Source organism: Rhizobium grahamii (genome assembly GCF_009498215.1).
GTDB classification, from domain to species: Bacteria; Pseudomonadota; Alphaproteobacteria; order Rhizobiales; family Rhizobiaceae; genus Rhizobium; species Rhizobium grahamii_A.
This window is the reverse complement of the sequence record NZ_CP043498.1, coordinates 3,100,374-3,126,959: the sequence shown is the minus strand read 5'-3', so window position 1 is coordinate 3,126,959 and position 26,586 is coordinate 3,100,374. Positions and strand designations below refer to the sequence as shown.

Below are 26,586 nucleotides of genomic sequence, written 5' to 3'. Positions count from 1 at the left end.
TCGCCTCAGCTCCAGTCGTCGAAGAAGCTGCTGCCGGCGCGGGCGCGAATGTCCTGCCCGGCGCGGGTGCCGAGTGCCACCGCATCGCGGCGATGCCCGTCGATGGTAACGGCATGCTGGTTGCGGCCATCAGGCGTGATGATCAATCCCGAGAAACGGATCTGGTCGCCCTCACAGATGGCGTAGCCGCCGATTGGCGTACGACAGGAGCCGTCGAGCGCGGCCAGGAAGGCGCGCTCGCAGGAGACGGTGTCATATGTCCTGACATCGTTGATTGGTGCTAGAAGCGCATCGATGTGCGCATCGCCGATGCGGCTCTCGATACAGATCGCGCCTTGGGCGGGAGCCGGAGGAAACGTATCGGCGTCCAGTATTTCGGTGATCACCTCGACCTTGCCGAGCCGCTTCAGCCCGGCCAGAGCCAGCAGCGTGGCGTCGACCTGGCCTTCCTGCAGCTTGCGTAGCCGGGTATCGACGAGGCCGCGGAAGGTGATCACGTTGACATCAGGACGCATGCGGCGAATTAAAGCCTGCCGGCGCAGCGACGCGGATCCGACGGTTGCTCCATGCGGCAGATCGATCAGCTTCGGCGCGGTCCGGCCGATGACGGCGTCGCGAACATCCTCGCGCGGCAGATAGGCCGAGAGATAGAGCCCCTCCGGCAGGACGGTCGGCATGTCTTTCGAGGAGTGTACGGCAATATCGAGATCGCCGGCGGACAGCTTTTCCTCAAGCTCCTGGGTGAAGAGACCCTTTCCGCCGATCTCCGCCAGCGACCGATCGGTGATACGATCACCCTTGGTCGACAGGACGATGATCTCGAACATCTCTTCCGGCAGGTTATGGGCGGCCATCAGCCGGTCTCGCGCTTCATGAGCCTGAGCGAGTGCAAGCGGGCTGCCTCTGGTGCCGATCCGGAAAGGTTTTGTTTGCATCCGCATTGATCCGTTGTTACCGGAGTTCCTCGTAAACAGGTTTAGCACCCATCGCAATCAACGATCAGGCTTCATGGCTCCCTTTCTACGCATCCTCGGTATTGAAACAAGCTGCGACGAAACCGCCGCAGCGGTTGTCGAGCGGGATGCCGATGGCCAGCCGACCGTTCGGTCCGACGTCGTGCTCAGCCAACTCGAGGAGCACAGCGCCTATGGCGGTGTCGTTCCCGAGATTGCGGCTCGCGCACATGTCGAGGCGTTGGATAGCTTGATTGACGAAGCCTTGAAACGTGCCAATGTGTCGCTCTCCGATATCGACGCGATCGCGGCGACATCGGGCCCGGGATTGATTGGCGGCCTGCTGGTCGGGCTGATGACCGGCAAGGCGATCGCGAAGGCATCGGGCAAGCCGCTCTTTGCCATCAACCATCTGGAAGGCCATGCGCTCACGGCGCGGCTGAGTGATGGCCTCAAGTTCCCTTATCTCATGCTGCTCGTTTCCGGTGGGCACACGCAGCTCATTCTCGTGCGCGGCGTCGGCGAGTACGAGCGGTGGGGCACTACCATCGACGACGCGCTTGGCGAAGCCTTCGACAAGACGGCAAAGCTGCTCGGCTTGCCTTATCCAGGCGGTCCAGCCGTGGAGCGGGCGGCGAAGGACGGCAACCCGGACCGCTTCGCGTTTCCGCGTCCGCTTGTTGGCGAGAGCAAGCTGAACTTCTCATTCTCTGGTCTGAAGACCGCGGTTAGACAGGCTGCAACAGAGATTGCGCCACTGACGGATCAGGACGTCGCGGATATCTGCGCCTCCTTCCAGAAGGCGGTTTCACGCACGCTGAAGGATCGCATCGGTCGCGGCCTGGAGCGCTTCAAGATGCAGTTCGGAAATGAGGCCGACCAGCCGGCGCTTGTCGTCGCCGGTGGTGTCGCCGCCAATCTGGAGCTTCGCGAGACGTTGCAGACGCTCTGCGACAAATATGGGTTCCGCTTTGTCGCGCCGCCAATCCGGCTGTGTACCGACAATGCCGTCATGATCGCCTGGGCCGGCCTCGAGCGCATGGCAAACGGCGTCTCGCCTGATGATCTCGACGTGCAGCCACGATCGCGCTGGCCGCTGGATGCGAATGCGGAAACCCTTCTCGGTTTTGGCAAGCGGGGTGCAAAAGCATGAGCGAGAAGATCGCCGTGGTAGGAGCGGGCGCATTCGGAACCGCGCTGGCGGCTGTGATCGCCCTCAACGAACGCGGTCCTACCGTGTTGATCGGTCGCGATCCGTCGCTGATTGCCGATCTGAAGGCCGAGCGTCTGCACGAGGCAGCGCTTCCGGGCGTTGCTTTGCCTGAAGCGCTCGACTTTTCGATCGAGCCATCAGCCGCCAGCGATGCCGATATCGTGCTGTTTGCCATGCCTTCGCAGGCGCAGGCAGATGCCGCCCGCCAATACGCACCCTATCTTGCCAAGAATGCCGTCGTCGTCACCTGCGCGAAAGGTATCGAGCGGACGACCGGCATGTTGCTGACCGATCTTCTCGAACGAGAATTGCCCGGTCATCCGGTGGCGGTCCTTTCCGGCCCGGGCTTTGCCGCCGATATCGCCAAGGGCTTGCCGACGGCAATGGCGTTGGCCGCTGCCGACCTGCCGACGGCGGAGCGGCTTGCGCATGTGATTTCCGGCCGGACGTTTCGTCTCTATGCCTCTTCCGACCGGATCGGCGTGCAGCTTGGTGGCGCGCTGAAGAATGTTCTCGCCATTGCCTGCGGTATCGTCGAAGGCGCCGGTCTCGGGGATTCCGCGCGCGCCGCCCTGATCTCCCGCGGCCTTGCGGAAATGTCGCGTCTCGTGGTTGCGAGGGGAGGTCAGGCCGACACGGTTCGCGGATTGTCGGGTCTTGGCGACCTCGTTTTGACGGCGACAAGCCATCAGTCCAGAAATCTCCGTTTTGGCATTGCGCTCGGCCGCGGCGAACGCGACGATCCGGCGCACGGCCAGCTTGTCGAGGGCGCGTTTGCCGCCGCCGTTGCCTCGCAGCTTGCGAGATCGCTCGGCATCAGCATGCCGATCACGGATGCAATATCCGCTATTATCGATGGCAACCTTGGCATCGCCGATGCCATGGATCAATTGATGACGCGCCCGATCACGACCGAATAGGAGACGGAAATGCTTTTTGCTTTTCTCTGCAAGGACAAGCCAGGCCACTTGAACGTACGCATGGAAGCGCGTCCGGCTCACGTTGAGCATCTCAACAAGCTGAACGCCGAAGGTACGCTGAAGATGGCGGGTCCGTTTCTCGATGCCGACGGCAAGCCGTGTGGCAGCCTCGTGATCGTCGAGACGGACACGATCGAGGCGGCGACGGCGCTGGCGGACGCCGATCCTTACGCCAAGGCCGGCCTGTTCGAGAGCGTCGAGGTGAAGCCGTTCAACTGGGTCTTCAACAATCCGGGAGCATGAACGTGGCGCACTGGCTTTACAAATCCGAGCCTTCGGCATTTTCCTGGGAACAGCTGAAAGCAGCTGGCAAGGAAGGCACTGAGTGGACCGGCGTCCGCAACTATCTGGCGCGAAACAACATGCGTGCCATGCAGATCGGCGACAAGGGTTTCTTCTATCATTCCAATGATGGTCTTGAGATCGTGGGCATCGTCGAGGTCTGCGCGCTGTCGCATCCGGATTCGACGGCCAAGGAAGATTTGCGCTGGGATTGCGTCGATATCCGCGCCGTCCGCGACATGCCGAAGCCTGTCAGCCTGAAGGATGTCAAGGCGAGCGAGAAACTGGCGAAGATGTCGCTGGTTACCTCGATGCGCCTCTCCGTCCAGCCGGTCACCGACGACGAGTGGCTCGAAGTGTGCCGGATGGGCGGCCTCGACAACCCGCCCCGCTGAGATCCCTTTGAAAACAGATCCCGACGTCTTCATCCGCGCAAATACCGGCGTCATGGCGCCGCCGCACGTGTCCGAAATCCGCCTGCATCTGGCGAGCGAGGCGCATGAACTGTGGCTGAAGACGGAGGACGAGCTTGCCGAGATCGGTCTGCCGCCGCCGTTCTGGGCTTTCGCCTGGGCTGGCGGGCAGGGGCTCGCACGGTATGTGCTGGATACGCCTGCCATCGTCAGAAGCAAGCGGGTCGTCGATTTTGCGACAGGATCCGGTCTTGTGGCGATCGCTGCGAGAATGTCCGGCGCATCCAGCGTCACCGCCGTCGACATCGATCCCTGGGCCAAGACGGCGGTCGCGCTGAATGCGGATCTGAATGCAGTCGATTTGACGTTCAAGTCCACCGATATCGTCGGCAGCGATGTCGACGCGGACATTCTTCTGGCGGGCGATGTCTTCTATGACAAAGACTTCGCAGCCAAAATCATACCCTGGTTCGAGCGGCTGACGGCTGACGGTGTGGTCGTTCTGGTCGGAGATCCCGGACGAAGCTATCTGCCCGAGAACGGCTGACATTCTGCGCAACCTACGAAGTTCCCGTTACGCGAGCCCTTGAGGACAGCGACGTCAAGAAGACCGTTGTCTGGCGCTTCAAGGGCGAATGACGCAGACGCCTGCCTCGTAGGAGCAGCTATTGCCCTTCGCGACATCGATGACCTTGGCCTTCGGAGCCAGGGCCTGCTTCGCGCTTGCAGCATAAAAGCGATAGCCGCCACCTGTTACATACGTTCCGCCGTCGACGTCATAGGCATAGGAGGAGCCGGCATAGGTTCCGAAGCTTGCCGCATTGCCGGTCGCTTGCAGGACGATTGTTACATTGCCACGGCCATATGATTGGTTCGGCCGGTCGAAGCGCTTCAGCAGGCGATTACGCCATGGACGGTTGTCGAAGCCGTCATGGTGTCGACCGAAGGCGATTTGGCGACCCGAGAAGCCCAGGTGACCGACCGTGAACGGTTCCCGATGAACAAAGCCACGATGGCGCGGCGCGTGGTAGCCGCCGAAATCACCTGCCAGTGCAGGCAATGCAACAGTTGCCGCAACGGCGATCACCAAAAGTCTTGAAGTCGCGGACATCGTGTCTATCTCCGGAAATCGGATGCTTAACAAAGCGTTAACATGAAAATGCTCCAAAAGCGTCGCCGTGTCCACTGTGCGGCGAATATTGCTTCCTTGGCCGTGCTGGCGAGCGCACCTGTTGCGGCCCGCTGACGCAAATCGATTAAATTATGACGGGCCAGCAATTATACTTGTCGTTAGGGGCTTACGTGATTAAACGTCGCCTTGATGCAACGCACACTAAGGATTTTGTCATTCGTGTGGTTGCTTTGAATGCCCCGAAATCCGGGAGCGCAGAGAAGACGCCGCGAGGTTCTGATGGCGAATGTGACAAATAACCGGCCCCTGTCGCCGCATTTGCAAGTTTACAAACTAATCCCCACCATGCTCATGTCGATCGTCCACCGCATCACCGGTGGCGCTCTCTATTTCGGCACTCTGCTTGTTGCATGGTGGCTGATCGCGGCGGCAACCGGTCAGGCTTATTACGACTGGGTCAACTGGATCCTCGGCAGCATCGTCGGCAAGCTCGTTCTCCTCGGCTATACCTGGGCGCTTCTGCACCACATGGTCGGCGGCTTTCGTCACTTCGTCTGGGATCTCGGCTATGGTTTCGACAAGGCCGTCTCGACCAGGATGGCCAAGATTTCGATCGTCATATCGCTCTGTCTGACCGTGCTGGTCTGGGTGATCGGCTTCCTCATTCGCTTCTGAAGGTTGTTCTCATGGATATGCGCACCCCTCTGGGTAAGGTTCGCGGCCTTGGCTCGGCCAAGGAAGGAACCGATCATTTCTGGCGCCAGCGCGTCACTGCGGTTGCCAACGTACCGCTCTTCATTTTCTTCATCATCTTCATGATCGTTCACGCCGGCCAGCCCTACGCCGAGGTGGTTCACGCCCTGTCGAATCCGTTTGTGGCTGTTGTGATGGGTCTGATGGTCATTTCTGGTATCATTCACATGCGACTCGGCATGCAGGTGATCATCGAGGACTACGTGCACGGCGAGTTCGCCAAGATCGGCCTGCTGATGCTGAACACGTTCTTCTCGATCCTGATGGCAGGGCTCTGTCTCTTCGCCATTCTGAAAATTGCATTCGTAGGATAACCGTATCATGGCACCGACTTCACCCGCTCAGAATGGGAAGGCCTACAAGTACGTCGATCACTCGTATGATGTGATCGTCGTTGGCGCCGGCGGCGCCGGTCTTCGCGCGACGCTCGGCATGGCCGAACAGGGTTTCCGCACGGCCTGCATCACCAAGGTGTTTCCGACACGCTCGCACACCGTCGCAGCCCAGGGCGGCATCGCCGCTTCGCTGCAGAACATGACGCCTGATAGCTGGCAGTGGCACCTTTACGACACCGTGAAGGGTTCCGACTGGCTCGGCGACGTCGATGCGATGCAGTACCTCGCAATGGAGGCGCCGAAGGCAGTCTACGAACTCGAGCACTACGGCGTGCCCTTCTCGCGTAACGAGGAAGGCAAGATTTATCAGCGTCCGTTCGGCGGCCACATGCAGAACTTCGGCGAAGGCCCGCCGGTACAGCGCACCTGCGCCGTTGCCGACCGCACCGGCCACGCCATCCTGCACACGCTCTATGGCCAGTCGCTGCGCAACAACGCAGAGTTCTTCATCGAGTATTTCGCGCTCGACCTGATCATGTCTGACGATGGCAGCCGTTGCACCGGCGTCGTCGCCTGGTGCCTCGACGACGGTACGATCCATCGCTTTGCCGCCAAGATGGTGGTGCTGGCGACCGGCGGCTACGGCCGTGCCTATTTCTCGGCTACCTCGGCCCATACCTGCACCGGCGACGGCGGCGGCATGGTTGCCCGCGCCGGCCTGCCCTTGCAGGACATGGAGTTCGTTCAGTTCCACCCGACCGGCATCTACGGCTCCGGCTGTCTGATCACCGAGGGCGCGCGCGGTGAAGGCGGCTACCTCGTCAACTCCGAGGGTGAGCGCTTCATGGAACGCTATGCGCCTTCGGCGAAAGACCTTGCCTCGCGCGACGTGGTTTCGCGCTGCATGACGCTTGAGATCCGCGAAGGTCGTGGTGTTGGCAAAGCCAAGGACCATATCTTCCTGCATCTCGACCACCTCGATCCGGCCGTTCTGCACGAGCGCCTGCCTGGTATCTCCGAGAGCGCCAAGATCTTCGCCGGCGTCGACGTGACGCGCGAGCCGATCCCGGTTCTGCCGACCGTTCACTACAACATGGGCGGCATTCCGACGAACTATTGGGGCGAGGTACTGAACGCCGACAGTTCCAATCCGGAACGTGTCATCCCAGGCCTGATGGCCGTCGGTGAAGCCGGTTGCGCCTCGGTGCACGGTGCAAACCGCCTCGGCTCCAACTCTCTGATCGACCTTGTGGTCTTCGGTCGCGCCGCAGCGATCCGCGCCGGCGAGGTCATCGACCGCGCTGCACCCGTTCCGCATCTGAATGTCGCGGCCTGCGACAAGATCATGGAGCGCTTCGACAGCATACGCCACGCCAGCGGCAGCACGCCGACGGCGCATCTGCGCGAAAAGATGCAGCGCGCCATGCAGGAAGACGCGGCCGTGTTCCGTACGCAGGAATCGCTGGAATCGGGCTGCAAGCGCATCTCGGCGATCTGGCAGGAAATGCGCGACATCAAGGTCACCGACCGTTCGATGATCTGGAATTCCGACCTCGTCGAGACGCTGGAACTGCAGAACCTGATGGCCAACGCCATCACGACGATCTACGGCGCCGAAGCGCGCAAGGAGAGCCGTGGTTCGCACGCCCGCGAGGACTACACGGAAGGCAAGTTCGCCGGCCGCGACGACGAAAACTGGCGCAAGCATACGCTCGCCTGGGTCAACGACGCGGGTGACGTCAAGCTCGACTATCGCCCCGTTCATACCGATCTCATCGCTGATGGCATCGATCCGCAGAAGATCGCACCGAAGGCTCGCGTGTACTAAGCATGGCAGAAACCCTCTCACAAAATGGTTCTTACGGCGCAGCAAAGGCTGCTGCGTCGCCGACCATTCGTGAGAGGTCGCTTGGCATCTACGCAATCAACCTGGATCGTTCGCCTGATCGTTGGGCCGCAATCGAGGGGCATTTCGGGAAACTGCGCTGGCCGCTGCATCGCGTGAAGGGCATCGACGCGCGGATCGATCGCGACGGCGTTCTTGCCGTGCGTGGCCAGACGCTCGATCTTCCTCCCGATGGCATCGGCTGGAGTGCTTTTCGAAACCGCGTATTCACGCTGGTCGAAGAAGCCTGCCTTTCAGGCCACGTGCTGGCCTGGCAACAGTTTCTCGAATCGGATCACGATCTCGCGCTCATCCTCGAAGATGATGCGGAACCTTACGCCGGGTTCGAAGACACGATGACCGAAATCGTGTCGCGGGCGAGGGCTATCGATATCATCAAGCTCGAAGGCACGCCGCGTCGTGGCGGACGTCTCGTCGTTCCGGCCGAAACACTTGGCCAAAGCCAGCTCGTTCGCTCGTTCCGCCCGCGCTCCGGTGCTGCCGGCTACGTGCTGACCCGATCGGCTGCGAGCCGCCTCGTCGAAGCGGTTGCCCGCATACATATGCCTGTCGACGATTTCCTCTGGAGCCCCGGGCTGCATGGCTGCTCGATTGCTCATGTCTCGCCATGGGTTATCCGGCAGTCCGGTACGGAAAGCACGATGCAGGGCGATCGTTCGGCAAACAAGCGCAAGCGTCGCAACGCTGCGCCTCTCTGGAATGCATGGCTTGCCGTTCGCCGTTTCGGCCTGCGCCTCTCGGTGTGGTGGCACGCGCTCGAAGGTCGCCCGTGGCGCCTGCTCGGCGCGCGGATTGCAGCTTGGTCTCCTACAGATTTATCATATAACGAAGGGGCGGCTCTGGCCGCCAAGGATTGAGGTCCAGCAATGGTTGAACTCGCTCTTCCCAAGAACTCCCAGATGCGCGAAGGCAAGACATGGCCGAAGCCTGAAGGTGCGAAGAATACTCGCGAATTCCGTGTCTACCGCTGGAGCCCGGATGATGGTCAGAACCCGTCGATCGATACGTTCTACATCGATGTCGACAACTGCGGCCCGATGGTGCTCGACGGTCTTCTCTACATCAAGAACAACATCGACCCGACGCTGACGCTGCGCCGTTCCTGTCGCGAGGGCATCTGCGGTTCCTGCGCGATGAACATCGATGGCACCAACACGCTCGCCTGCACCAAGGGCATGGACGAGATCAACGGTTCGGTGAAGATCTATCCGCTTCCGCACATGCCCGTCGTCAAGGATCTGGTTCCGGACCTGACCAACTTCTATGCGCAGCACCGTTCGATCGAGCCCTGGCTGAAGACGGTTTCGCCGACGCCGGCGAAGGAATGGAAGCAGAGCCACGAGGATCGCCAGAAGCTCGATGGCCTCTATGAGTGCATTCTGTGCGCCTGCTGCTCCACCTCCTGTCCCAGCTACTGGTGGAACGGCGACCGTTATCTCGGTCCGGCCGTTCTCCTGCAGGCCTACCGCTGGCTGATCGATTCTCGCGACGAAGCGACCGGCGAGCGTCTCGACAATCTCGAGGATCCGTTCCGCCTGTATCGCTGCCACACCATCATGAACTGCGCGCAGACCTGCCCGAAGGGACTGAACCCGGCCAAGGCGATCGCCGAGATCAAGAAGATGATGGTCGAGCGCCGCGTCTGATCGTTCGAAGCAAAAGGGCTGCAGATGCAGCCCTTTTCTTTATCCGATCACGAAGCCTTGATCTGCCCGGCATTGCGCCAAATTTGTCTCGCAGGTACGGCGTTGCTCTCACTTCGACACAAAATCTCCCTGCGCTGGCTTGATTCAATACAGCCTTTCAAGATAATTCCGCCGTGATTGCGCGGCAACTTCGGGACAATACTGGAAAAATCAGGAGTATCATGATGCAGTTCAGACATATGGCGACAGGTGTCGTAGTCATTCTGTCGTTAGCTGGCTGCCAGCGCACCGCGTACAATGTAGCAAGCTACAGCGCTGCTCCCGCGCCGTTGACAGCTCAGCCGGTGCCATCCGTTCAGGGCGGGCAGCTTCCGCCGCCGACCGGCTCCTCGCAATTCCCGGCCGCTCCGTCTAACACCGCACCCGTCGCCGGTGCACAGCCCGGCGCCATGGCGGCGAATGCGATGGATGTCACCAAGGAATCGATGGTCGGCAGCTGGCGGGTCAACGGTTCGTGCGACATGTTCCTGACGCTCACAAACCTCGGAAGCGGATCGCGCGGCGGTACGCGCGGCTGCGCCGGTGAACTGACGGCCATGGGCTCCTGGGAAGTCTCCGGCAAGCAGGTCATCCTGAAGGACCGCAGCGGCAACCAGATCGGCAGCGTCTACAAGACCGCCGACAATGCCTTCAGCGGCCAGACCAACAGCGGACAGCAAATCAGCCTCAGCCGTTAAGTGATACGGCGGCTCGGGCCGCCGATCGTCCATAGGCGGACCCCTTATGCAACCCATGCCGGACTACTCCCTGAGCGTCAGCGAACAATTGAAGTCGCTGACGGCTTCGGGTGCGCTTCAAGTCGATTCAGCCCAGATGCACGTGGCGAAATGCCTGGATCGGGTTCTGTCCGGACTGAAGCAGCGCCGTCCAGCGGCCAAATCCAGTGCCCTCGGTTGGCTGTTCGCCAACAAGAAGAAGCCATCGGAAGCTGTCAAAGGGCTCTACATTCACGGTAGCGTCGGCCGCGGCAAGACGATGCTGATGGACATGTTTTTCGCCCTGGCACCATCGGCGAAGAAGCGCCGCGCGCACTTCCACGAATTCATGGCCGATGCGCATAACCGAATTGCCGCCCATCGTCTGAAGCTGAAGAACGGCGAGACAAAGCAGGCCGATCCGATCCCTGTCGTGGCGGCTGCTCTCTATGATGAGGCCGAACTACTATGCTTCGACGAATTCACCGTCACTGACATTGCCGATGCGATGATCCTGTCCCGGCTTTTCTCGGAGCTTTTCCGGCGCGGCTGCGTGCTGGTGGCGACGTCGAATGTCGAGCCTGACAATCTTTACCGGGATGGGCTGAACCGTAGCCTGTTTCTCCCCTTCGTCGATCTCCTGAAGCAGCATGCCGATGTTGTCAGCCTCGACTCTCCAACCGACTACCGGATGGAGAAGCTCGGTAGCCAGCCCGTTTATCTGACGCCGCTGGACGAGCGCGCCGATATGGCGATGGACGCATCCTGGATGCAGGCGTTGCACGGGCGGAAGGTGCAGCCGACCGAAATCCCGATGAAAGGTCGGTCGATACACGTTCCTCGGGCGGTTGATCGCATTGCGCGGTTCTCCTTCAGCGATCTTTGCGACAAGCCGCTCGGCGCATCGGATTTTTTGGCCATCGCGGAACGGTTCGATGCGGTCTTCGTCGACCATGTGCCGTTGCTTGGCCCCGAGAAGCGGAATCAGATCAAGCGGTTCATCATTTTGATCGATACGCTTTACGACCATGCAGTGCGGCTCTATGTGTCCGCCGCAGCGATGCCTGAAAACTTGCTGACACAAGCGCGTGGTACCGAGGGGTTCGAATTCGATCGTACAGTCTCGCGTCTTTTCGAAATGCGGAGTGCGGAATATCTAGCCCTGCACAACGAGCGGCGGGCCGCAGAGTAACGTTTTGTTGACGAATTTTCTTACGTTTACGTAAGAGTTTTAGTATCTAACCGATTGAAATTCCTCGCTCAAAAATAATCGTTTGCCATTTTTTGGCATTGGGTCTATGCGATTGCCCCATTGGGCGATGCCCCCGCGCGTCGCCTGACGAATTTTGATCGCAAAGGAAACAGCGAAATGGCGCGTAACAAGATCGCACTCATTGGTTCTGGCATGATTGGTGGCACGCTGGCGCATCTCGCCGGCCTGAAGGAGCTGGGCGACATCGTTCTCTTCGATATCGCTGATGGCATTCCTCAGGGTAAGGGCCTCGACATCGCTCAGTCCTCTCCGGTCGAGGGCTTCGATGCCAACCTGACGGGTGCCAGCGACTATTCCGCGATCGAAGGTGCGGATGTGTGCATCGTTACCGCCGGCGTCGCCCGCAAGCCGGGCATGAGCCGCGACGACCTGCTCGGCATCAACCTCAAGGTCATGGAACAGGTCGGCGCCGGCATCAAGAAGTATGCCCCGAACGCCTTCGTGATCTGCATCACCAACCCGCTCGACGCCATGGTCTGGGCGCTGCAGAAGTTCTCGGGTCTTCCGGCCAACAAGGTCGTCGGCATGGCCGGCGTGCTGGACAGCTCGCGCTTCCGCCTGTTCCTCTCCAAGGAATTCAACGTTTCGGTTCAGGACGTCACCGCGTTCGTTCTCGGCGGCCACGGCGACACGATGGTGCCGCTCGCTCGCTACTCGACCGTCGGCGGCATTCCGCTCACGGATCTCGTCACCATGGGTTGGGTTACCAAGGAGCGCCTCGAAGAAATCATTCAGCGCACCCGCGACGGCGGTGCTGAGATCGTCGGCCTGCTGAAGACCGGCTCCGCCTACTACGCACCGGCTGCCTCGGCGATCGAAATGGCTGAATCCTTCCTCAAGGACAAGAAGCGTGTTCTGCCGGCCGCCGCTCATCTCTCGGGTCAGTACGGCGTCAAGGACATGTATGTCGGCGTTCCCACCGTCATCGGTGCGGGCGGCGTCGAGCGCATCATCGAGATCGACCTCAACAAGGCCGAAAAGGAAGCCTTCGACAAGTCGGTCGCTGCTGTCGCCGGCCTGTGCGAAGCCTGCATCAACATCGCGCCTGCGCTCAAGTAATCAATCGGCGCTGACGTAATCCAAACAGGAATAGACCCATGAATATTCATGAATATCAGGCCAAGGCTCTGCTGAAGGGCTATGGCGCGCCGGTCGCGAAGGGTGTTGCGATCCTCAAGGTCGAGGAAGCCGAAGCCGCCGCGAAGTCGCTGCCGGGCCCGCTCTACGTGGTCAAGAGCCAGATCCATGCTGGCGGCCGCGGCAAGGGCAAGTTCAAGGAACTCGGACCCGATGCCAAGGGTGGCGTTCGCCTTGCCAAGTCGATCGACGAAGTCGTCGCTCACGCCAAGGAAATGCTCGGCAACACGCTGGTAACGGCGCAGACGGGCGAAGCCGGCAAGCAGGTCAACCGCCTCTACATCGAAGACGGCGCCGACATCGAACGCGAACTCTATTGCTCGCTGCTGGTCGATCGCTCGGTCGGTCAGGTTGCCTTCGTTGTTTCGACCGAAGGCGGCATGGACATCGAGGCTGTCGCCCACGACACGCCGGAGAAGATCCACACGATCGCTATCAACCCGGAAACCGGCGTAACGGCTGACGACATCGCCAAGATCGTCAAGGCTCTCGAGCTCTCCGGTGCTGCCGCCGAAGACGCCAAGTCGCTGTTCCCGGCGCTCTACAAGGCGTTCGGCGAAAAGGACATGGCTCTCCTTGAAGTCAACCCGCTGATCGTCATGAAGGACGGCCATCTGCGCGTGCTCGACGCCAAGATGTCGTTCGACGGCAACGCGCTGTTCCGCCATGACGATGTCAAGGCGCTGCGCGACGAGACCGAAGAAGACGCCAAGGAAATCGAAGCCTCCAAGTGGGACCTCGCTTACGTTGCTCTCGACGGCAACATCGGCTGCATGGTCAACGGCGCCGGTCTCGCCATGGCGACGATGGACATCATCAAGCTTTACGGCAAGGAGCCGGCAAACTTCTGCGACGTCGGCGGTGGCGCCGGCAAGGAGAAGGTCGCGGCTGCCTTCAAGATCATCACCGCTGACCCGAAGGTCGAGGGCATCCTCGTCAACATCTTCGGTGGCATCATGAAGTGCGACGTCATCGCCGAAGGCGTTGTCGCCGCGGTTCAGGAAGTCGGCCTCAAGGTTCCGCTCGTCGTTCGCCTCGAAGGCACCAATGTCGAGCTCGGCAAGAAGATCCTCAACGAATCCGGTCTCGCGATCACGGCAGCTGACGATCTCGACGATGCCGCCAAGAAGATCGTCGCGGCGATCAACGCCTAATTTGAGGACCTGATTAGATGTCTATTCTCGTAAACAAGAATACCAAGGTTCTCGTTCAGGGCCTGACCGGCAAGACCGGCACCTTCCACACCGAACAGGCGCTGGCTTACTACGGCACGCAGATGGTCGGCGGTATCCATCCGAAGAAGGGGGGTGAAACCTGGACCGGCTCGAAGGGCGAATCCCTGCCGATCTTCGCTTCGGTTGCCGAAGCCAAGGAACGCACCGGTGCCGACGCTTCGGTCATCTACGTTCCGCCGGCAGGTGCTGCCGATGCGATCATCGAGGCGATCGACGCCGAGATCCCGTTCATCACCTGCATCACCGAGGGTATCCCGGTCATGGACATGGTGCGGGTCAAGGCCAAGCTCGACAAGTCGAAGTCGCGCCTGCTCGGACCGAACTGCCCGGGTATCCTGACGCCGGAAGAATGCAAGATCGGTATCATGCCGGGCTCGATCTTCCGCAAGGGTTCGGTCGGTATCGTCTCGCGCTCCGGCACGCTGACCTACGAAGCTGTGTTCCAGACGTCGAACGAAGGCCTCGGCCAGACGACGGCTGTCGGCATCGGCGGCGACCCGGTCAAGGGCACCGAGTTCATCGACGTGCTCGAGATGTTCCTGGCCGACGAAGCCACGACCTCGATCATCATGATCGGCGAAATCGGCGGCTCGGCTGAAGAAGACGCAGCCCAGTTCCTGATCGACGAAGCCAAGAAGGGCCGCAAGAAGCCGATGGCAGGCTTCATTGCCGGCCGGACCGCTCCGAAGGGCCGCACCATGGGCCACGCCGGTGCAGTCGTTTCCGGCGGCAAGGGCGATGCGGAATCCAAGATCTCTGCCATGGAAGCGGCCGGCATCAAGGTTTCGCCTTCACCGGCACGCCTCGGCAAGACGCTGGTTGAAGTCCTCAAGGGCTAAACCAATCTATATCCCGGGCAGCGGCCGAACCGTCTGCCCGGGTTTTTGACCTAGAATTGAAATGAGCCGCGGACAGGCGGCTAACGATAGATGCGGCAAGCCGGTCGAGTATCCGGCAAAATCACAAGTCAGGAGGCGGGCGAAAGCGTCCGCGTGTAACCATGGCACGGCAAGAAGCCAACGAGCAGTTTCAGATCACCTCGTTCCTGGATGGCGCCAACGCTGCTTACATCGAGCAGCTGTATGCGCGCTACGAAGAAGACCCGAGCTCGGTCAATCAGGAATGGCAGTCCTTCTTCAAGGCGCTCGAAGACAATCCTGACGATGTGAAGAAGGCGGCCAAGGGTGCCTCCTGGCGCAAGAAGAATTGGCCCCTGCAGCCGAAGAGCGATCTTGTTTCAGCGCTCGATGGCGATTGGGGTACGGTAGAAAAGATCATCGAAACCAAGGTCAAGGGCAAGGCGGAAGCCGCCGGCAAGCCGACCGATGGTGCCGACATCCTGCAGGCGACGCGTGACTCCGTCCGCGCTATCATGATGATCCGCGCTTATCGCATGCGCGGCCACCTGCACGCCAAGCTCGATCCGCTCGGGATTGCTGCTCCGGTTGAAGACTACAAGGAACTGTCGCCGGAAAACTACGGTTTCACCGCCGCTGACAACGATCGCAAGATCTTCATCGACAACGTGCTCGGTCTCGAATACGCGACCATCCCGCAGATGATCGAGATCCTCGAGCGCACATACTGCTCGACTCTCGGCGTCGAGTTCATGCACATCTCGAACCCCGAGGAAAAGGCCTGGATCCAGGAACGGATCGAAGGTCCGGACAAGGGTGTTGCTTTCACGCCAGAGGGCAAGAAGGCGATCCTTGCCAAGCTCGTCGAAGCCGAAGGCTATGAACAGTTCCTCGACGTCAAGTTCAAGGGCACCAAGCGCTTCGGTCTCGACGGCGGTGAATCGCTGATCCCGGCGCTGGAACAAATCCTGAAGCGCGGCGGCAGCCTCGGCCTCAAGGAAGCGGTGTTCGGCATGGCCCACCGCGGCCGCCTCAACGTGCTCTCCCAGGTCATGGGCAAGCCGCACCGTGCCATCTTCCACGAGTTCAAGGGCGGTTCCTACGCACCTGACGAAGTCGAGGGTTCCGGCGACGTCAAGTACCATCTTGGCGCATCGTCCGACCGCGAGTTCGACGGCAACAAGGTCCACGTTTCGCTGACGGCCAACCCGTCGCACCTTGAAATCGTCGACCCGGTTGTCATGGGCAAAGCCCGCGCCAAGCAGGACATGGGCGCGACCGTCTGGGACGGCGACACCATCCCTCTGTCCGAGCGTGCCAAGGTTCTGCCGCTGCTGATCCACGGTGACGCGGCATTCGCCGGCCAGGGCGTGATTGCCGAAATCCTCGGCCTTTCCGGTCTGCGCGGTCACCGCGTTGCCGGCACGATGCACGTCATCATCAACAACCAGATCGGCTTCACCACGAACCCGGCCTTCTCGCGCTCGTCGCCATATCCGTCCGACGTCGCCAAGATGATCGAAGCGCCGATCCTGCACGTCAACGGTGACGATCCGGAAGCTGTCGTCTACGCCGCCAAGATCGCCATGGAATTTCGCATGAAGTTCCACAAGCCTGTCGTCGTCGACATGTTCTGCTACCGCCGCTACGGCCACAACGAAGGCGACGAGCCGTCCTTCACGCAGCCGAAGATGTATAAGGTCATCCGCGCTCACAAGACCGTCCTGCAGATCTATGCGGATCGTCTTGTTGGAGAAGGTCTCCTGACCGACGGCGAAGTCGAAAAGATGAAGGCGGACTGGCGTGCGCACCTCGAACAGGAGTTCGATGCTGGCCAGAGCTACAAGCCGAACAAGGCCGACTGGCTGGACGGCGAGTGGGCTGGCCTGCGCACGGCCGACAATGCCGACGAGCAGCGCCGCGGCAAGACCGCTGTGCCGATGAAGCAGCTGAAAGATATCGGCCGCAAGCTGTCCGAGATCCCGGAAGGCTTCCATGCGCACCGCACGATCCAGCGCTTCATGGAAAACCGCGCCAACATGATCTCGACTGGCGAAGGCATCGACTGGGCAACGGCGGAAGCGCTGGCGTTCGGCGGGCTCGTCACCGAAGGTCACAAGATCCGCCTTTCCGGTCAGGATTGCGAACGCGGCACCTTCTCGCAGCGCCACTCGGTGCTCTACGATCAGGAAACGGAAGAGCGCTACATCCCGCTCGCCAACCTGTCGCCGACCCAGGCGCGCTACGAAGTCATCAACTCGATGCTGTCGGAAGAAGCGGTTCTCGGCTTCGAGTACGGTTACTCGCTGGCCCGCCCGAACGCGCTGACGCTCTGGGAAGCCCAGTTCGGCGACTTCGCCAACGGTGCACAGGTCGTGTTCGACCAGTTCATTTCGTCTGGCGAACGCAAGTGGCTGCGCATGTCCGGTCTCGTCTGCCTGCTGCCGCACGGCTACGAAGGCCAGGGTCCGGAGCACTCGTCCGCCCGTCTCGAGCGCTGGCTGCAGATGTGCGCAGAAGACAACATGCAGGTTGCCAACGTCACGACGCCGGCGAACTACTTCCACATCCTGCGTCGGCAGCTGAAGCGAGACTTCCGCAAGCCGCTGATCCTGATGACACCGAAGTCGCTGCTGCGCCACAAGCGGGCTGTCTCGACCCTCGCGGAACTTGCCGGCGAGTCCTCCTTCCATCGCCTCCTGTGGGACGATGCGGAGGTCATCAAGGACGGCCCGATCAAGCTGCAGAAGGACGCGAAGATCCGCCGTGTCGTCATGTGCTCCGGCAAGGTCTACTACGACCTTCTGGAAGAGCGCGAAAAGCGCGGCATCGACGATGTGTACCTGCTGCGCGTCGAACAGCTCTATCCGTTCCCGGCAAAGGCGCTCATCAACGAGCTCAGCCGCTTCCGGAACGCGGAGATGGTCTGGTGCCAGGAAGAGCCCAAGAACATGGGCGCATGGTCGTTCATCGATCCGTATCTGGAATGGGTGCTTGCCCATATCGATGCGAAGTACCAGCGCGTCCGCTACACTGGTCGTCCGGCCGCGGCATCGCCCGCAACCGGCCTGATGTCCAAGCATTTGTCGCAGCTCGCCGCATTCCTTGAGGATGCGCTGGGCGGCTAAGAGAATGAGATCGAAGAGGGAGCGATATGTCGCTTCCTCTTCGCATTAATTCGTTCTTCGGCCTCCGCTGTCGGAACGCCGTCAAACATTACAACGATCAAAATTCAGGATTTGAACAATGGCCACAGAAATCCGCGTTCCAACTCTCGGTGAATCCGTCAGCGAGGCAACCGTCGGTACCTGGTTCAAGAAGGTGGGCGACGCCATCAAGGCCGACGAGCCGATTCTCGAGCTTGAAACCGACAAGGTGACCATCGAAGTACCGGCTCCGGTTTCCGGCACGCTGTCCGAAATCGTTGCTCAGGCTGGCGAGACCGTCGGTCTTGGCGCACTGCTCGGCCAGATCGCCGAAGGTGCGGGCGCTGCTGCCGCCGCTCCGGCAAAGGCTGCTGAACCCGCTGCCGCTGCTCCTGCACCCGTTGCCGCCGCTGCTGCTCCTGTCGCTGCTGCTTCCTCCATGCCGCCGGCCCCGGCTGCCGCCAAGATGCTCGCCGAGAACAACCTGTCTGGCGATCAGGTCGATGGATCCGGCAAGCGCGGCCAGGTTCTGAAGGGTGACGTGATCGCTGCCGTTGCCAAGGGCATTTCCGCTCCGGCAGCCGCCGCGGCGCCTGCCGCTCCGGTCGCCGCACGCGGTCCGTCGACGGTCGAGGATGCCGGTCGCGAAGAGCGCGTGAAGATGACGCGCCTGCGCCAGACGATCGCCAAGCGCCTGAAGGATGCACAGAACACGGCCGCCATGCTGACCACCTACAACGAGGTGGACATGAAGGCTGTCATGGACCTGCGCGCCAAGTACAAGGACGTCTTCGAAAAGAAGCATGGCGTGAAGCTCGGCTTCATGGGCTTCTTCACCAAGGCCATCACCCACGCGCTGAAGGAACTGCCGGCTGTCAACGCCGAGATCGACGGCACCGACATCATCTACAAGAACTTCTGCCACATCGGCATGGCCGTCGGTACGGACAAGGGCCTCGTCGTCCCGGTTATCCGCGATGCCGACCAGATGTCGATCGCCGAAGTCGAAAAGGAACTGGCACGTCTGGCAAAGGCTGCTCGTGACGGCTCGCTCTCGATGGCCGACATGCAGGGCGGTACCTTCACCATCACCAACGGTGGCGTCTACGGCTCGCTGATGTCCTCGCCGATCCTGAACGCACCGCAGTCCGGTATCCTCGGCATGCACAAGATCCAGGATCGTCCGGTTGTTGTCGGCGGCCAGATCGTCATCCGTCCGATGATGTACCTCGCTCTCTCCTACGATCACCGTATCGTCGATGGTAAGGAAGCAGTGACCTTCCTCGTTCGCGTCAAGGAAAGCCTGGAAGATCCGGAGCGTCTGGTTCTCGATCTCTAAGCAATCGACTGGGCCGCGCGAGCGGCCCTTTTCACCTCGGGGCGCGGAATGTCGCTGGCAATCTCCACAGGGCGTATGATGCTGCACCGTGCCGCTGGCAAGGTTGGAGCTTCGCTGGCGTTTCTGCTGAGCTTGCCAATGGCGGCTGTCGGCGCTCCCGATTGCAAGCAGGCCAGCGCCGTCTATGCCGACAGGGATGGTGCCTACGAACTGCGTTTCAAGCCGATCGCTTCGGAGGCGGCTTCCGCCAGCAACTTCTTCACGTTGAAGGTGTTGAAGACCTCCCTGGAACTCGACGGTTATGTCATGCCCTCCGAGGATCCGGCGCGGGCTGCGGGTATCCTGATGTTCCAATGCCCCGACGGCGATGCGACCGGCGCAGACCTCGACGCTTGTACGATCTGGCAGGGTCCGGTCTACGGCGCCGACGCCACGGGCAAAATCGACAATCTCCCGCCTGAAACCGCAGCAGCGGCTGATACGATCCTGCTGCCCGGTCTCGGTCCCGCGATCCGGCAGTCGAAGATCTGGGGTAAGGACAAGGCGACCGTCGCGCCGTGGGATTTGCTGACCTTCAAGGAGTGCGCGAAATGACAGGGCGGCCCGTTCTTCTCGTCACCGGCGGCAGCCGGGCATAGGCGCCGCAGTGTGCCGCCTTGCCGCCAGGCAGGGATGGAATGTTGCGGTGAACTACGCCGCGAACCGTGCGGCCGCCGATGTTGTTGTCGCGGAGGTTCGGGCAGAAGGTGGCGACGCGATCGCGATCCAGGGCGATGTTGGCAACGCGCAAGATATCATTGCGATGTTCGAAGCAGTCGATCGGCATTTCGGGCGGCTTGATGGCCTCGTGAACAATGCCGGCATCGTCGACGCGCCGCAGCGTGTCGACGAGATGAGTGTCGAACGTCTCGAGCGGATGATGCGTATCAACGTCACGGGGTCGATCCTCTGTGCTTCCGAGGCGGTGCGTCGCATGTCGTCGAAGCATGGCGGCAAGGGTGGATCGATCGTCAATATCTCGTCCATGGCGGCGGTCCTCGGGTCGGCGTCGCAGTATGTCGACTATGCGGCTTCCAAGGCTGCAATCGATACGTTCACGATCGGCCTGTCGCGCGAGGTGGCTACCGAGGGCGTGCGAGTGAATGCCATCCGTCCCGGCGTCATTGATACCGATATTCATGCCTCCGGTGGCCTGCCCAACCGCGCGCGCGACATGGCATCCAGCATTCCGATGCAGCGCTCGGGGACGGCCGAGGAAGTCGCCGATGCGGTCCTCTACCTGCTCTCGCCGACGGCTTCCTATATAACGGGCGCCATACTCAACGTAAGCGGTGGCCGCTAGGGTACGAGGGCCTTTGAGATGCAGTACGTTTTCGAATTTCTGGGCCTGATGGCCGTCTTCTCGATATTCATCGTCGTGCCGGGCGCCGACTTCGCCGTGATCCTTCGCCAGAGCATCGTTCACGGCCGGCGCGCGGCCGTCATGACTGGCCTTGGCATGGGCTTTTCGCTGCTCTTCCACATCAGCTACACGATCCTGGGCCTCGGCCTCATCGTCTCCAAGTCGCTGATGCTGTTCGCGATGATCAAGTGGGCGGGTGTTGCCTATCTCGTCTATCTTGGCATCAAGTCGTTTCGGGCGCCGGGCTTCAACGTGGCCGAGATCAGCGTGACTGAAGAAGATCGCAAGCCGATCTCGGCGCTGAAGTGCCTGAGCATGGGGTTCGTCACCAACGCGCTCAATCCGAAGCCGGTTCTGTTCTTCCTGTCGCTGTTCTCGACGCTTGTTCATCATGACACGCCCGGTCTGATCCAGTTCAGCTACGGTATCGGCATGGCCACTGCGCTCGTCGCCTGGTTTGCCGGCGTCTCCACCTTCTTCACCGTAAAGCCCATTCGAGACCGCTTCATCGCAAGCGGCAAATGGTTCAACCGCATCACCGGCGCCGCTTTGGTCGGCTTCGGTTTCCGCCTCGCACTCGCCCGCGCGGCTGACTAAGCAAATAACGAAAAGGAAAAGAAACAATGTCCTATGATGTGATCGTTATCGGAACCGGCCCCGGCGGCTACGTCGCTGCCATCAAGGCCGCCCAGCTCGGCCTCAAGGTCGCCGTCATCGAAAAGCGCGCGACCTTCGGCGGCACCTGCCTCAACGTCGGCTGCATCCCGTCCAAGGCGCTGCTGCACGCCTCCGAAATGTTCCATCAGGCCGGCCACGGCATGGACGCGCTCGGTATTGAGGTGGCTGCACCCAAGCTGAACCTCGACAAGATGATGGCGCACAAGGATGCCACCGTGAAGTCGAACGTCGACGGCGTCGCCTTCCTGTTCAAGAAGAACAAGATCGACAGCTTCATCGGCACCGGCAAGATCATCTCGGCCGGTAAGGTCTCGGTTACGTCCGAAGACGGCAAGGTCCAGGAGATCGAAGGCAAGAACATCGTCATCGCCACCGGCTCCGACGTTGCCGGCATCCCCGGCGTGAAGGTCGACATCGACGAGAAGGTGATCGTTTCCTCCACCGGCGCGATCGCGCTTGAGAAGGTACCGGAGACGATGATCGTCGTCGGCGGCGGCGTCATCGGCCTCGAGCTCGGCTCGGTCTGGTCGCGCCTCGGCGCCAAGGTCACCGTCATCGAATATCTCGACAAGATCCTTGGCGCGATGGATGGCGATGTCTCCAAGCAGTTCCAGCGCATGCTCGCCAAGCAGGGCGTCGACATCAACCTGAGCTCCAAGGTGACTGGCGTCGAAAAGGGTGGCAAGGGCGCGAAGGTGACCTTCGAGCCGGTCGCCGGCGGTGCCGCGCAGACAGTCGAAGCCGATGTCGTGCTGATCTCCACCGGCCGCATTCCCTACACGGCCGGCCTTGGTCTCGAAGAAGCAGGCGTTGCGCTCGACAATCGTGGCCGCGTCGAGATCGACGGTCACTTCCGCACCAATGTTGCCGGAATCTACGCGATCGGCGACGTGGTGAAGGGCCCGATGCTGGCGCACAAGGCTGAAGACGAGGGCGTGGCGCTCGCCGAAATCCTCGCCGGCCAGCATGGCCATGTGAACTACGACGTTATTCCGAGCGTCGTCTACACGCAGCCCGAAGTCGCCTCCGTCGGCAAGACCGAGGAAGAGCTGAAGGCCGCTGGCGTCGCCTACAAGGTCGGCAAGTTCCCGTTCACGGCAAACGGCCGCGCGCGCGCGATGCTGGCGACGGACGGCTTCGTGAAGATCCTGTCGGACAAGACCACCGACCGCGTCCTCGGCGGCCACATCGTCGGTTTCGGCGCCGGCGAAATGATCCACGAGATCGCCGTGCTGATGGAATTCGGCGGTTCCGCCGAAGACCTCGGCCGCACTTGCCACGCGCACCCGACCATGTCGGAAGCGGTCAAGGAAGCGGCTCTCGCCGCCTTCGCCAAGCCGATCCATATGTAATATTAAATTTCGGCAATATGCGTCCGGCCGCTTGTCTCATGACAGGCGGCCGTTTTACTTTTGAACGGTTCTAAAATTGTTCAGGGGGCAACCCATGCGGTCCACACCCGTCGATGCATTCAGCCTGCCGCAACGCCTGCTTCATTGGGGCATGGCGCTGCTGATCTTCTTCAATCTTCTGTTTCCCGACGGAATGAACGAATGGCACCGCGCGATGCGTCACGGCAACGTTCCATCCGCAGACCAAGTCGCAGCAGCCAATATTCATGCCTATGTCGGCATCGCGATCCTCGTGCTTGCGATCGTTCGCGTCTGTCTGCGCTTGCTCCAGGGCGCGCCTGCGGAAATTGAGGACGAGCCCTTGCTATTTCGCGTGGCGGCAAAGGCCGTTCACGTCGGTCTTTACGCATTCATCTTCGTGATGCCGCTGACGGGGATCGCCGCCTATTATTTCGGAGCGAATACCGCCGGGTCTCTCCATGCCGACGTGCTGAAGGTGATCCTCTGGGTACTGATCGCTGCCCATGTCGCAGGTGCACTTGTCCACCAGTTCTACTGGAAGACGAACGTTCTCAGGCGGATGACGGTCGGGCGTTAGTTGACGGCGGTGACCGTGAAGCCCTGCTTGCGCAGCAACTCGATGACGCCGCCTTCACCCGGCAGATGCAGGGCCCCGACGGCCATGAAGACGTTGCCATTGGCCAGAATCGGAGCGGCGCGTTCAGCCATCACCTTGTTGCGGACGAGGATAATGCGCTGCTCGAAGGCGGCGTAGTCGCCGTCATCGTCCTTATTGTCGGGTGACACAGTCTTCAGCATCGGGATCGTCATGCCGATGTCGCCGGAGAGGTAGAGATCGGTCATCGTCTCGACGACGTCGTTCATCTTGGAACCGAGCGCCAGCGTCTCGATCAGCGATTTCAGGTGAAAGTCGGTCGGAAGCTCGGCCATCGCTTGCAGTTGTTCGGCAAGGGTTTCTAGTCCCTTGACCTGCTTGCCTGATGCGATGGCGTCCGTCGCGATCTTCTGGTCGAGGAACTGAACGCCCTTCGCCTTACGTGCCATCTCGCAGCCCGGCAACGCAACGACGCTCGATATCATCCAGGGCCGCATCCGAGAAACAGCGGCGAGCGGAATGCCGCGTTCCTTCAGGCCTTGTTCCAGTCGCGCATAGTCTTCGTGCGACAAAAGCTTCTCGATGGTCGTTCCATCGGTGAACATCATCAGTTCCGGGCGCATGAGAAGGGCCGCGGAGGCCTTCTTCTCGTCGAGGATCTCGTCAGACTCGATGATGATCGTATTGGCGGCATCATGCGCAGCCTGCGCACGGGGCGGCAGGTTGAGCACGCGGGGATCGGTCACATGCATGCTGCCGAGCAGCCAGGAGGGCGCTATTCCCTGCTTTTCGATCTTCCAGAAGATGCCCTTGCCATTCGGCACGGCATCGCCCTCCTTCACGACTTCCGCGTAGCGCGCGGGGTCGCTCTGTTTGAGATCCGTGAGGATGTTGCGGCCGGTGCAGGCGACATCATCGGCTGCGGCAGCCGGCGAGACCGACAGCAATACCGCAATGAGAGTTGCCGCGAGCAGCATGTGAAAGGCGGCGATCAGCCAGAGCAGGATATTGCCCGGCGATGCTATGCTCAGACTGCGGTGGCCGATGGAGATCGTCATGATGATGTTCCGGTCACTGTGGATTGCTAAGCTCTACGCCGCGCGTGCGGATATTCCTTTAAGAGAAGCCGTTAACAAAAGATTACGCCCGCGGATGGGCACGGTCGTAAACTTCCAGAAGCCGCGATGAATCCACACCCGTATAGACCTGGGTGGTGGAAAGGCTGGCGTGGCCGAGCAATTCCTGGATCGTGCGGAGATCGCCGCCGCCGGCCAGCAGGTGGGTCGCGAAGGAATGCCGGAGGGCATGTGGGGTTGCCGTTTCGGGTAAGCCAAAGGCGCTGCGCATCTTCTGCATGGTGCGTTGTATGATCGCCTGCTGCAGCTTGCCGCCGCGCGCGCCGCGGAAGAGGGGTTGCTGGCTTTCGAGATAATAGGGGCATAGCGCCCGGTATTTCTCGACAGCCTCTAAAACAACGGTCAGCAATGGCACGAGGCGTGTCTTGTTGCCTTTACCGGTGATACGCAGCGTCGTCGCACCGCGACTAAAATCGTCAGGCATCAGGTCAAGCGCTTCCGATATGCGCAGGCCGCAGCCGTAGAGCAGGGAAAACACGGCCGCATCGCGCGCTGCGATCCAGGGCTCCTCATGCAGTTGCGCCTCGTCGCTGACCATGGTGATCGCCTGACGGTCCGAGAGTGGCTTCGGCAGGGATTTCGGTTGCTTCGGAGAACGCACCGCGCTCGCGCCGGCGGCATTTACCAGGCCCTTCTTTTCGAGATAACGCAACAGTGAACGCAACCCGGCGAGATTGCGGCCGAGCGACCTTGCGCCAGAACCTTCCTTGCGGCGCGCAGCCAGAAAGGCGCGGAAATCCGCGGGCCGCAGCGCATGGATATCTTTCAGCGTTGCGGGCCCGGCGAGATGGCCTGTCAGAAAGGTCAGGAACTGCCGGGTGTCGCACTCATAGGCGTCGAGCGTGTGCTCGGACAGACGCCTTTCGTTGGCGAGGCTCGCGAGCCAGGCGGTTCGCTCCGCCATCAGCTGCGGGTCGGCGATGATCAGAAGTTCGTTCACGTATCTGGCCCTTGATTTTGCCAATCCGGCTGCCAATTCTGAGGGAGTGACGGTTATGGAATTGCTAATACCGGCCAAGTGGTTGTCATGCTTCCATCATATTAATCACCCTAACTGAGTTTCCCAACGACGTAGGATCTTGAATGCCACGGCGCCACCCCACGACCGCTTTTGGACAGTTCGCGGAAGCAATATCGCTCGTCTCTCATGGCAGGCCGGGACATATTGTCGATACACTGATCGCCGAACGTGGCCAGCGGATCGTGAACCATCCGCTGTGGCCGGTCATGCGCCCTTTTCTCTATACGCTCCTTCGCTACAACAGGGCGATCAGCTTCGCCAATGATGTCGCGAACATGCCGGGCTTCCAGTGCTTCGAGTATATGAGCAACCTTTTGAAGCTCGATATCAATGTCAGTCACGGCGAACGCATTCCCGAGCGTGGCGGTTTCATCCTCGTCAGCAACCACCCGACGGGCATCGCCGATGGTGTCGCGGTTTTTGACCTTCTGAAGAGCAGACGGCCCGACATGATGGTGTTTGCAAACCGCGATGCGGTGCGCGTCAATCCGCGCTTTGCCGAAGTCATCATTCCTGTCGAGTGGCGGGAGGAATACAAGAGCAAACTGAAGACACGCGAAACGCTTCAGCTGACCAACCATGCAGTCAAGGAAGGCAAGGCGACCGTCCTTTTTCCCTCGGGGCGCATTGCCTACTGGGCGAACGGCCGGCTGAACGAGCGGCCTTGGAAGACCTCGGCCGTCGGCCTTGCGCGCAAGTACAATCTTCCGATCCTGCCCGTGCACATGACGGCGCGAAACTCCGGCCTGTTCTACTGGTTCGCGAAGTGGTCGACCGAGCTTCGTGACATGACGGTGTTTCACGAACTGCTCAACAAGCGCGGTGACCGCTTCGATTTCGTGGTCGGGAACCTGATCCCGGTGGAACATCTCGAGGGCGATATCAACGAAGTAACCAAGGCTCTGGAAGACCACACTGTGCATGCGCTGGATGCGGATAGCGATGCGCGCTTTTCGCCGCTCGTACCGCCGGCGGCGCCGGAACTGATCGCTGCCCATTCAATTCCGTGATCGGATCGGCTAAAGC

At 60.9% G+C, this 26,586-nt stretch carries 25 protein-coding genes and 2 pseudogenes; 23 read left to right on the top strand and 4 right to left on the bottom strand.

Going from position 1 to position 26,586, the window contains the following annotated elements; translation table 11 throughout:
• Positions 1-5: 5 nt before the first annotated feature.
• Positions 6-935, bottom strand: coding sequence for a hydroxymethylbilane synthase (gene hemC, locus FZ934_RS15085; RefSeq protein WP_153271733.1), 930 nt, complete (start codon positions 933-935; stop codon positions 6-8).
• A gap of 73 nt (positions 936-1,008) precedes the next feature.
• Between hemC and tsaD the strand changes: the two genes are divergently transcribed.
• From tsaD to FZ934_RS15060, 5 genes and pseudogenes are all read left to right on the top strand, one after another.
• Positions 1,009-2,106, top strand: a complete 1,098-nt coding sequence (gene tsaD, locus FZ934_RS15080; RefSeq protein WP_153271732.1) for a tRNA (adenosine(37)-N6)-threonylcarbamoyltransferase complex transferase subunit TsaD — start codon at positions 1,009-1,011, stop codon at positions 2,104-2,106.
• Positions 2,103-3,086 (top strand): NAD(P)H-dependent glycerol-3-phosphate dehydrogenase, encoded by a 984-nt coding sequence (locus FZ934_RS15075; RefSeq protein ID WP_153271731.1) that lies wholly within the window; start codon positions 2,103-2,105, stop codon positions 3,084-3,086. The genes tsaD and FZ934_RS15075 overlap by 4 nt, the downstream gene beginning before the upstream one ends.
• A 9-nt stretch (positions 3,087-3,095) precedes the next feature.
• Positions 3,096-3,389 (top strand): YciI-like protein, encoded by a 294-nt coding sequence (locus FZ934_RS15070; protein ID WP_153271730.1) that lies wholly within the window; start codon positions 3,096-3,098, stop codon positions 3,387-3,389.
• A 2-nt stretch (positions 3,390-3,391) separates the two neighbouring features.
• Positions 3,392-3,823 carry an EVE domain-containing protein gene (locus FZ934_RS15065; RefSeq protein ID WP_153271729.1) on the top strand — a complete coding sequence of 144 codons (432 nt, stop codon included), beginning with the start codon at positions 3,392-3,394 and terminating at the stop codon, positions 3,821-3,823.
• 7 nt (positions 3,824-3,830) lie between these two features.
• Positions 3,831-4,480 (top strand): annotated as a pseudogene (locus FZ934_RS15060) (class I SAM-dependent methyltransferase).
• Here FZ934_RS15060 and FZ934_RS15055 read toward each other — a convergent pair.
• The gene (locus tag FZ934_RS15055; protein ID WP_153271728.1) at positions 4,467-4,952 is read right to left on the bottom strand and encodes a hypothetical protein; all 486 of its coding nucleotides are present in this window, start codon (positions 4,950-4,952) and stop codon (positions 4,467-4,469) included. The pseudogene FZ934_RS15060 and the gene FZ934_RS15055 sit on opposite strands and share 14 nt — an antisense overlap.
• 300 nt (positions 4,953-5,252) lie before the next feature.
• Here FZ934_RS15055 and sdhC point away from each other — a divergent pair, with 300 nt between their 5' ends.
• The 17 genes and pseudogenes from sdhC to FZ934_RS14970 all read left to right on the top strand — a co-directional run bounded on the left by sdhC (position 5,253) and on the right by FZ934_RS14970 (position 23,385).
• Positions 5,253-5,648, top strand: coding sequence for a succinate dehydrogenase, cytochrome b556 subunit (sdhC, locus tag FZ934_RS15050; RefSeq protein WP_153271727.1), 396 nt, complete (start codon positions 5,253-5,255; stop codon positions 5,646-5,648).
• 11 nt (positions 5,649-5,659) lie between these two features.
• Complete coding sequence (gene sdhD / locus FZ934_RS15045) at positions 5,660-6,040, top strand: succinate dehydrogenase, hydrophobic membrane anchor protein (RefSeq protein ID WP_113362011.1); 381 nt, start codon at positions 5,660-5,662, stop codon at positions 6,038-6,040.
• Positions 6,041-6,047: 7 nt separating this feature from the next.
• The gene (gene sdhA / locus FZ934_RS15040) at positions 6,048-7,889 is read left to right on the top strand and encodes a succinate dehydrogenase flavoprotein subunit (RefSeq protein WP_153271726.1); all 1,842 of its coding nucleotides are present in this window, start codon (positions 6,048-6,050) and stop codon (positions 7,887-7,889) included.
• Between the two features lie 2 nt (positions 7,890-7,891).
• Positions 7,892-8,824 (top strand): glycosyltransferase family 25 protein, encoded by a 933-nt coding sequence (locus FZ934_RS15035; protein ID WP_153271725.1) that lies wholly within the window; start codon positions 7,892-7,894, stop codon positions 8,822-8,824.
• A gap of 9 nt (positions 8,825-8,833) precedes the next feature.
• Positions 8,834-9,613, top strand: a complete 780-nt coding sequence (locus FZ934_RS15030) for a succinate dehydrogenase iron-sulfur subunit (protein ID WP_113362008.1) — start codon at positions 8,834-8,836, stop codon at positions 9,611-9,613.
• A 224-nt stretch (positions 9,614-9,837) separates the two neighbouring features.
• On the top strand, positions 9,838-10,350 hold the full coding sequence (locus FZ934_RS15025; protein ID WP_153272469.1) for a protease inhibitor Inh/omp19 family protein: 513 nt from the start codon (positions 9,838-9,840) through the stop codon (positions 10,348-10,350).
• A 46-nt stretch (positions 10,351-10,396) separates the two neighbouring features.
• Positions 10,397-11,560 carry a cell division protein ZapE gene (zapE, locus tag FZ934_RS15020; RefSeq protein WP_153271724.1) on the top strand — a complete coding sequence of 388 codons (1,164 nt, stop codon included), beginning with the start codon at positions 10,397-10,399 and terminating at the stop codon, positions 11,558-11,560.
• A 177-nt stretch (positions 11,561-11,737) separates the two neighbouring features.
• On the top strand, positions 11,738-12,700 hold the full coding sequence (gene mdh, locus FZ934_RS15015) for a malate dehydrogenase (RefSeq protein WP_113362006.1): 963 nt from the start codon (positions 11,738-11,740) through the stop codon (positions 12,698-12,700).
• A 38-nt stretch (positions 12,701-12,738) separates the two neighbouring features.
• Positions 12,739-13,932, top strand: coding sequence for an ADP-forming succinate--CoA ligase subunit beta (gene sucC / locus FZ934_RS15010; RefSeq protein WP_153271723.1), 1,194 nt, complete (start codon positions 12,739-12,741; stop codon positions 13,930-13,932).
• Positions 13,933-13,949: 17 nt separating this feature from the next.
• The gene (gene sucD / locus FZ934_RS15005; protein WP_153271722.1) at positions 13,950-14,852 is read left to right on the top strand and encodes a succinate--CoA ligase subunit alpha; all 903 of its coding nucleotides are present in this window, start codon (positions 13,950-13,952) and stop codon (positions 14,850-14,852) included.
• Positions 14,853-15,013: 161 nt separating this feature from the next.
• On the top strand, positions 15,014-17,998 hold the full coding sequence (locus FZ934_RS15000) for a 2-oxoglutarate dehydrogenase E1 component (RefSeq protein ID WP_153271721.1): 2,985 nt from the start codon (positions 15,014-15,016) through the stop codon (positions 17,996-17,998).
• A 118-nt stretch (positions 17,999-18,116) separates the two neighbouring features.
• Positions 18,117-19,355, top strand: a complete 1,239-nt coding sequence (gene odhB / locus FZ934_RS14995) for a 2-oxoglutarate dehydrogenase complex dihydrolipoyllysine-residue succinyltransferase (protein ID WP_153271720.1) — start codon at positions 18,117-18,119, stop codon at positions 19,353-19,355.
• 48 nt (positions 19,356-19,403) lie between these two features.
• Positions 19,404-19,949 (top strand): hypothetical protein, encoded by a 546-nt coding sequence (locus tag FZ934_RS14990; protein WP_153271719.1) that lies wholly within the window; start codon positions 19,404-19,406, stop codon positions 19,947-19,949.
• Positions 19,946-20,697, top strand: a pseudogene (locus FZ934_RS14985) (SDR family oxidoreductase). Before FZ934_RS14990 ends, FZ934_RS14985 begins: the two are co-directional and overlap by 4 nt.
• A gap of 18 nt (positions 20,698-20,715) precedes the next feature.
• Positions 20,716-21,354: a LysE family translocator gene (locus FZ934_RS14980; protein ID WP_153271718.1), complete on the top strand. Its 639-nt coding sequence runs from the start codon at positions 20,716-20,718 to the stop codon at positions 21,352-21,354.
• A gap of 26 nt (positions 21,355-21,380) precedes the next feature.
• Positions 21,381-22,787, top strand: a complete 1,407-nt coding sequence (gene lpdA / locus FZ934_RS14975; protein WP_153271717.1) for a dihydrolipoyl dehydrogenase — start codon at positions 21,381-21,383, stop codon at positions 22,785-22,787.
• Positions 22,788-22,881: 94 nt separating this feature from the next.
• Positions 22,882-23,385, top strand: coding sequence for a cytochrome b (locus tag FZ934_RS14970; protein WP_153271716.1), 504 nt, complete (start codon positions 22,882-22,884; stop codon positions 23,383-23,385).
• On the opposite strand, the gene FZ934_RS14965 is transcribed toward FZ934_RS14970, so the two are convergent.
• Both FZ934_RS14965 and FZ934_RS14960 read right to left on the bottom strand, forming a co-directional pair.
• On the bottom strand, positions 23,382-24,461 hold the full coding sequence (locus FZ934_RS14965) for a TraB/GumN family protein (protein WP_153271715.1): 1,080 nt from the start codon (positions 24,459-24,461) through the stop codon (positions 23,382-23,384). The genes FZ934_RS14970 and FZ934_RS14965 overlap by 4 nt on opposite strands.
• An 82-nt stretch (positions 24,462-24,543) precedes the next feature.
• Positions 24,544-25,479: a tyrosine recombinase XerC gene (locus FZ934_RS14960; protein ID WP_153271714.1), complete on the bottom strand. Its 936-nt coding sequence runs from the start codon at positions 25,477-25,479 to the stop codon at positions 24,544-24,546.
• Positions 25,480-25,622: 143 nt separating this feature from the next.
• Between FZ934_RS14960 and FZ934_RS14955 the strand changes: the two genes are divergently transcribed.
• Positions 25,623-26,570: a GNAT family N-acetyltransferase gene (locus FZ934_RS14955; protein WP_153271713.1), complete on the top strand. Its 948-nt coding sequence runs from the start codon at positions 25,623-25,625 to the stop codon at positions 26,568-26,570.
• Positions 26,571-26,586: the final 16 nt, after the last annotated feature.

What these genes read in the sequence shown, in the direction of transcription:
- FZ934_RS14965 (WP_153271715.1), bottom strand. Translation starts at nt 24,461, where the DNA reads ATGACGATCTCCATCGGCCACCGCAGTCTGAGCATAGCATCGCCGGGC.
- FZ934_RS14955 (WP_153271713.1), top strand. Translation starts at nt 25,623, where the DNA reads ATGCCACGGCGCCACCCCACGACCGCTTTTGGACAGTTCGCGGAAGCA.
- sucC (WP_153271723.1), top strand. Translation starts at nt 12,739, where the DNA reads ATGAATATTCATGAATATCAGGCCAAGGCTCTGCTGAAGGGCTATGGC.
- FZ934_RS14970 (WP_153271716.1), top strand. Translation starts at nt 22,882, where the DNA reads ATGCGGTCCACACCCGTCGATGCATTCAGCCTGCCGCAACGCCTGCTT.
- tsaD (WP_153271732.1), top strand. Translation starts at nt 1,009, where the DNA reads ATGGCTCCCTTTCTACGCATCCTCGGTATTGAAACAAGCTGCGACGAA.
- sdhC (WP_153271727.1), top strand. Translation starts at nt 5,253, where the DNA reads ATGGCGAATGTGACAAATAACCGGCCCCTGTCGCCGCATTTGCAAGTT.
- mdh (WP_113362006.1), top strand. Translation starts at nt 11,738, where the DNA reads ATGGCGCGTAACAAGATCGCACTCATTGGTTCTGGCATGATTGGTGGC.
- lpdA (WP_153271717.1), top strand. Translation starts at nt 21,381, where the DNA reads ATGTCCTATGATGTGATCGTTATCGGAACCGGCCCCGGCGGCTACGTC.
- zapE (WP_153271724.1), top strand. Translation starts at nt 10,397, where the DNA reads ATGCAACCCATGCCGGACTACTCCCTGAGCGTCAGCGAACAATTGAAG.
- FZ934_RS15070 (WP_153271730.1), top strand. Translation starts at nt 3,096, where the DNA reads ATGCTTTTTGCTTTTCTCTGCAAGGACAAGCCAGGCCACTTGAACGTA.
- FZ934_RS15035 (WP_153271725.1), top strand. Translation starts at nt 7,892, where the DNA reads ATGGCAGAAACCCTCTCACAAAATGGTTCTTACGGCGCAGCAAAGGCT.
- FZ934_RS15055 (WP_153271728.1), bottom strand. Translation starts at nt 4,952, where the DNA reads ATGTCCGCGACTTCAAGACTTTTGGTGATCGCCGTTGCGGCAACTGTT.
- hemC (WP_153271733.1), bottom strand. Translation starts at nt 935, where the DNA reads ATGCAAACAAAACCTTTCCGGATCGGCACCAGAGGCAGCCCGCTTGCA.
- odhB (WP_153271720.1), top strand. Translation starts at nt 18,117, where the DNA reads ATGGCCACAGAAATCCGCGTTCCAACTCTCGGTGAATCCGTCAGCGAG.
- FZ934_RS14980 (WP_153271718.1), top strand. Translation starts at nt 20,716, where the DNA reads ATGCAGTACGTTTTCGAATTTCTGGGCCTGATGGCCGTCTTCTCGATA.
- sdhD (WP_113362011.1), top strand. Translation starts at nt 5,660, where the DNA reads ATGGATATGCGCACCCCTCTGGGTAAGGTTCGCGGCCTTGGCTCGGCC.
- FZ934_RS15000 (WP_153271721.1), top strand. Translation starts at nt 15,014, where the DNA reads ATGGCACGGCAAGAAGCCAACGAGCAGTTTCAGATCACCTCGTTCCTG.
- FZ934_RS14990 (WP_153271719.1), top strand. Translation starts at nt 19,404, where the DNA reads ATGTCGCTGGCAATCTCCACAGGGCGTATGATGCTGCACCGTGCCGCT.
- sdhA (WP_153271726.1), top strand. Translation starts at nt 6,048, where the DNA reads ATGGCACCGACTTCACCCGCTCAGAATGGGAAGGCCTACAAGTACGTC.
- FZ934_RS15075 (WP_153271731.1), top strand. Translation starts at nt 2,103, where the DNA reads ATGAGCGAGAAGATCGCCGTGGTAGGAGCGGGCGCATTCGGAACCGCG.
- FZ934_RS15030 (WP_113362008.1), top strand. Translation starts at nt 8,834, where the DNA reads ATGGTTGAACTCGCTCTTCCCAAGAACTCCCAGATGCGCGAAGGCAAG.
- sucD (WP_153271722.1), top strand. Translation starts at nt 13,950, where the DNA reads ATGTCTATTCTCGTAAACAAGAATACCAAGGTTCTCGTTCAGGGCCTG.
- FZ934_RS15025 (WP_153272469.1), top strand. Translation starts at nt 9,838, where the DNA reads ATGCAGTTCAGACATATGGCGACAGGTGTCGTAGTCATTCTGTCGTTA.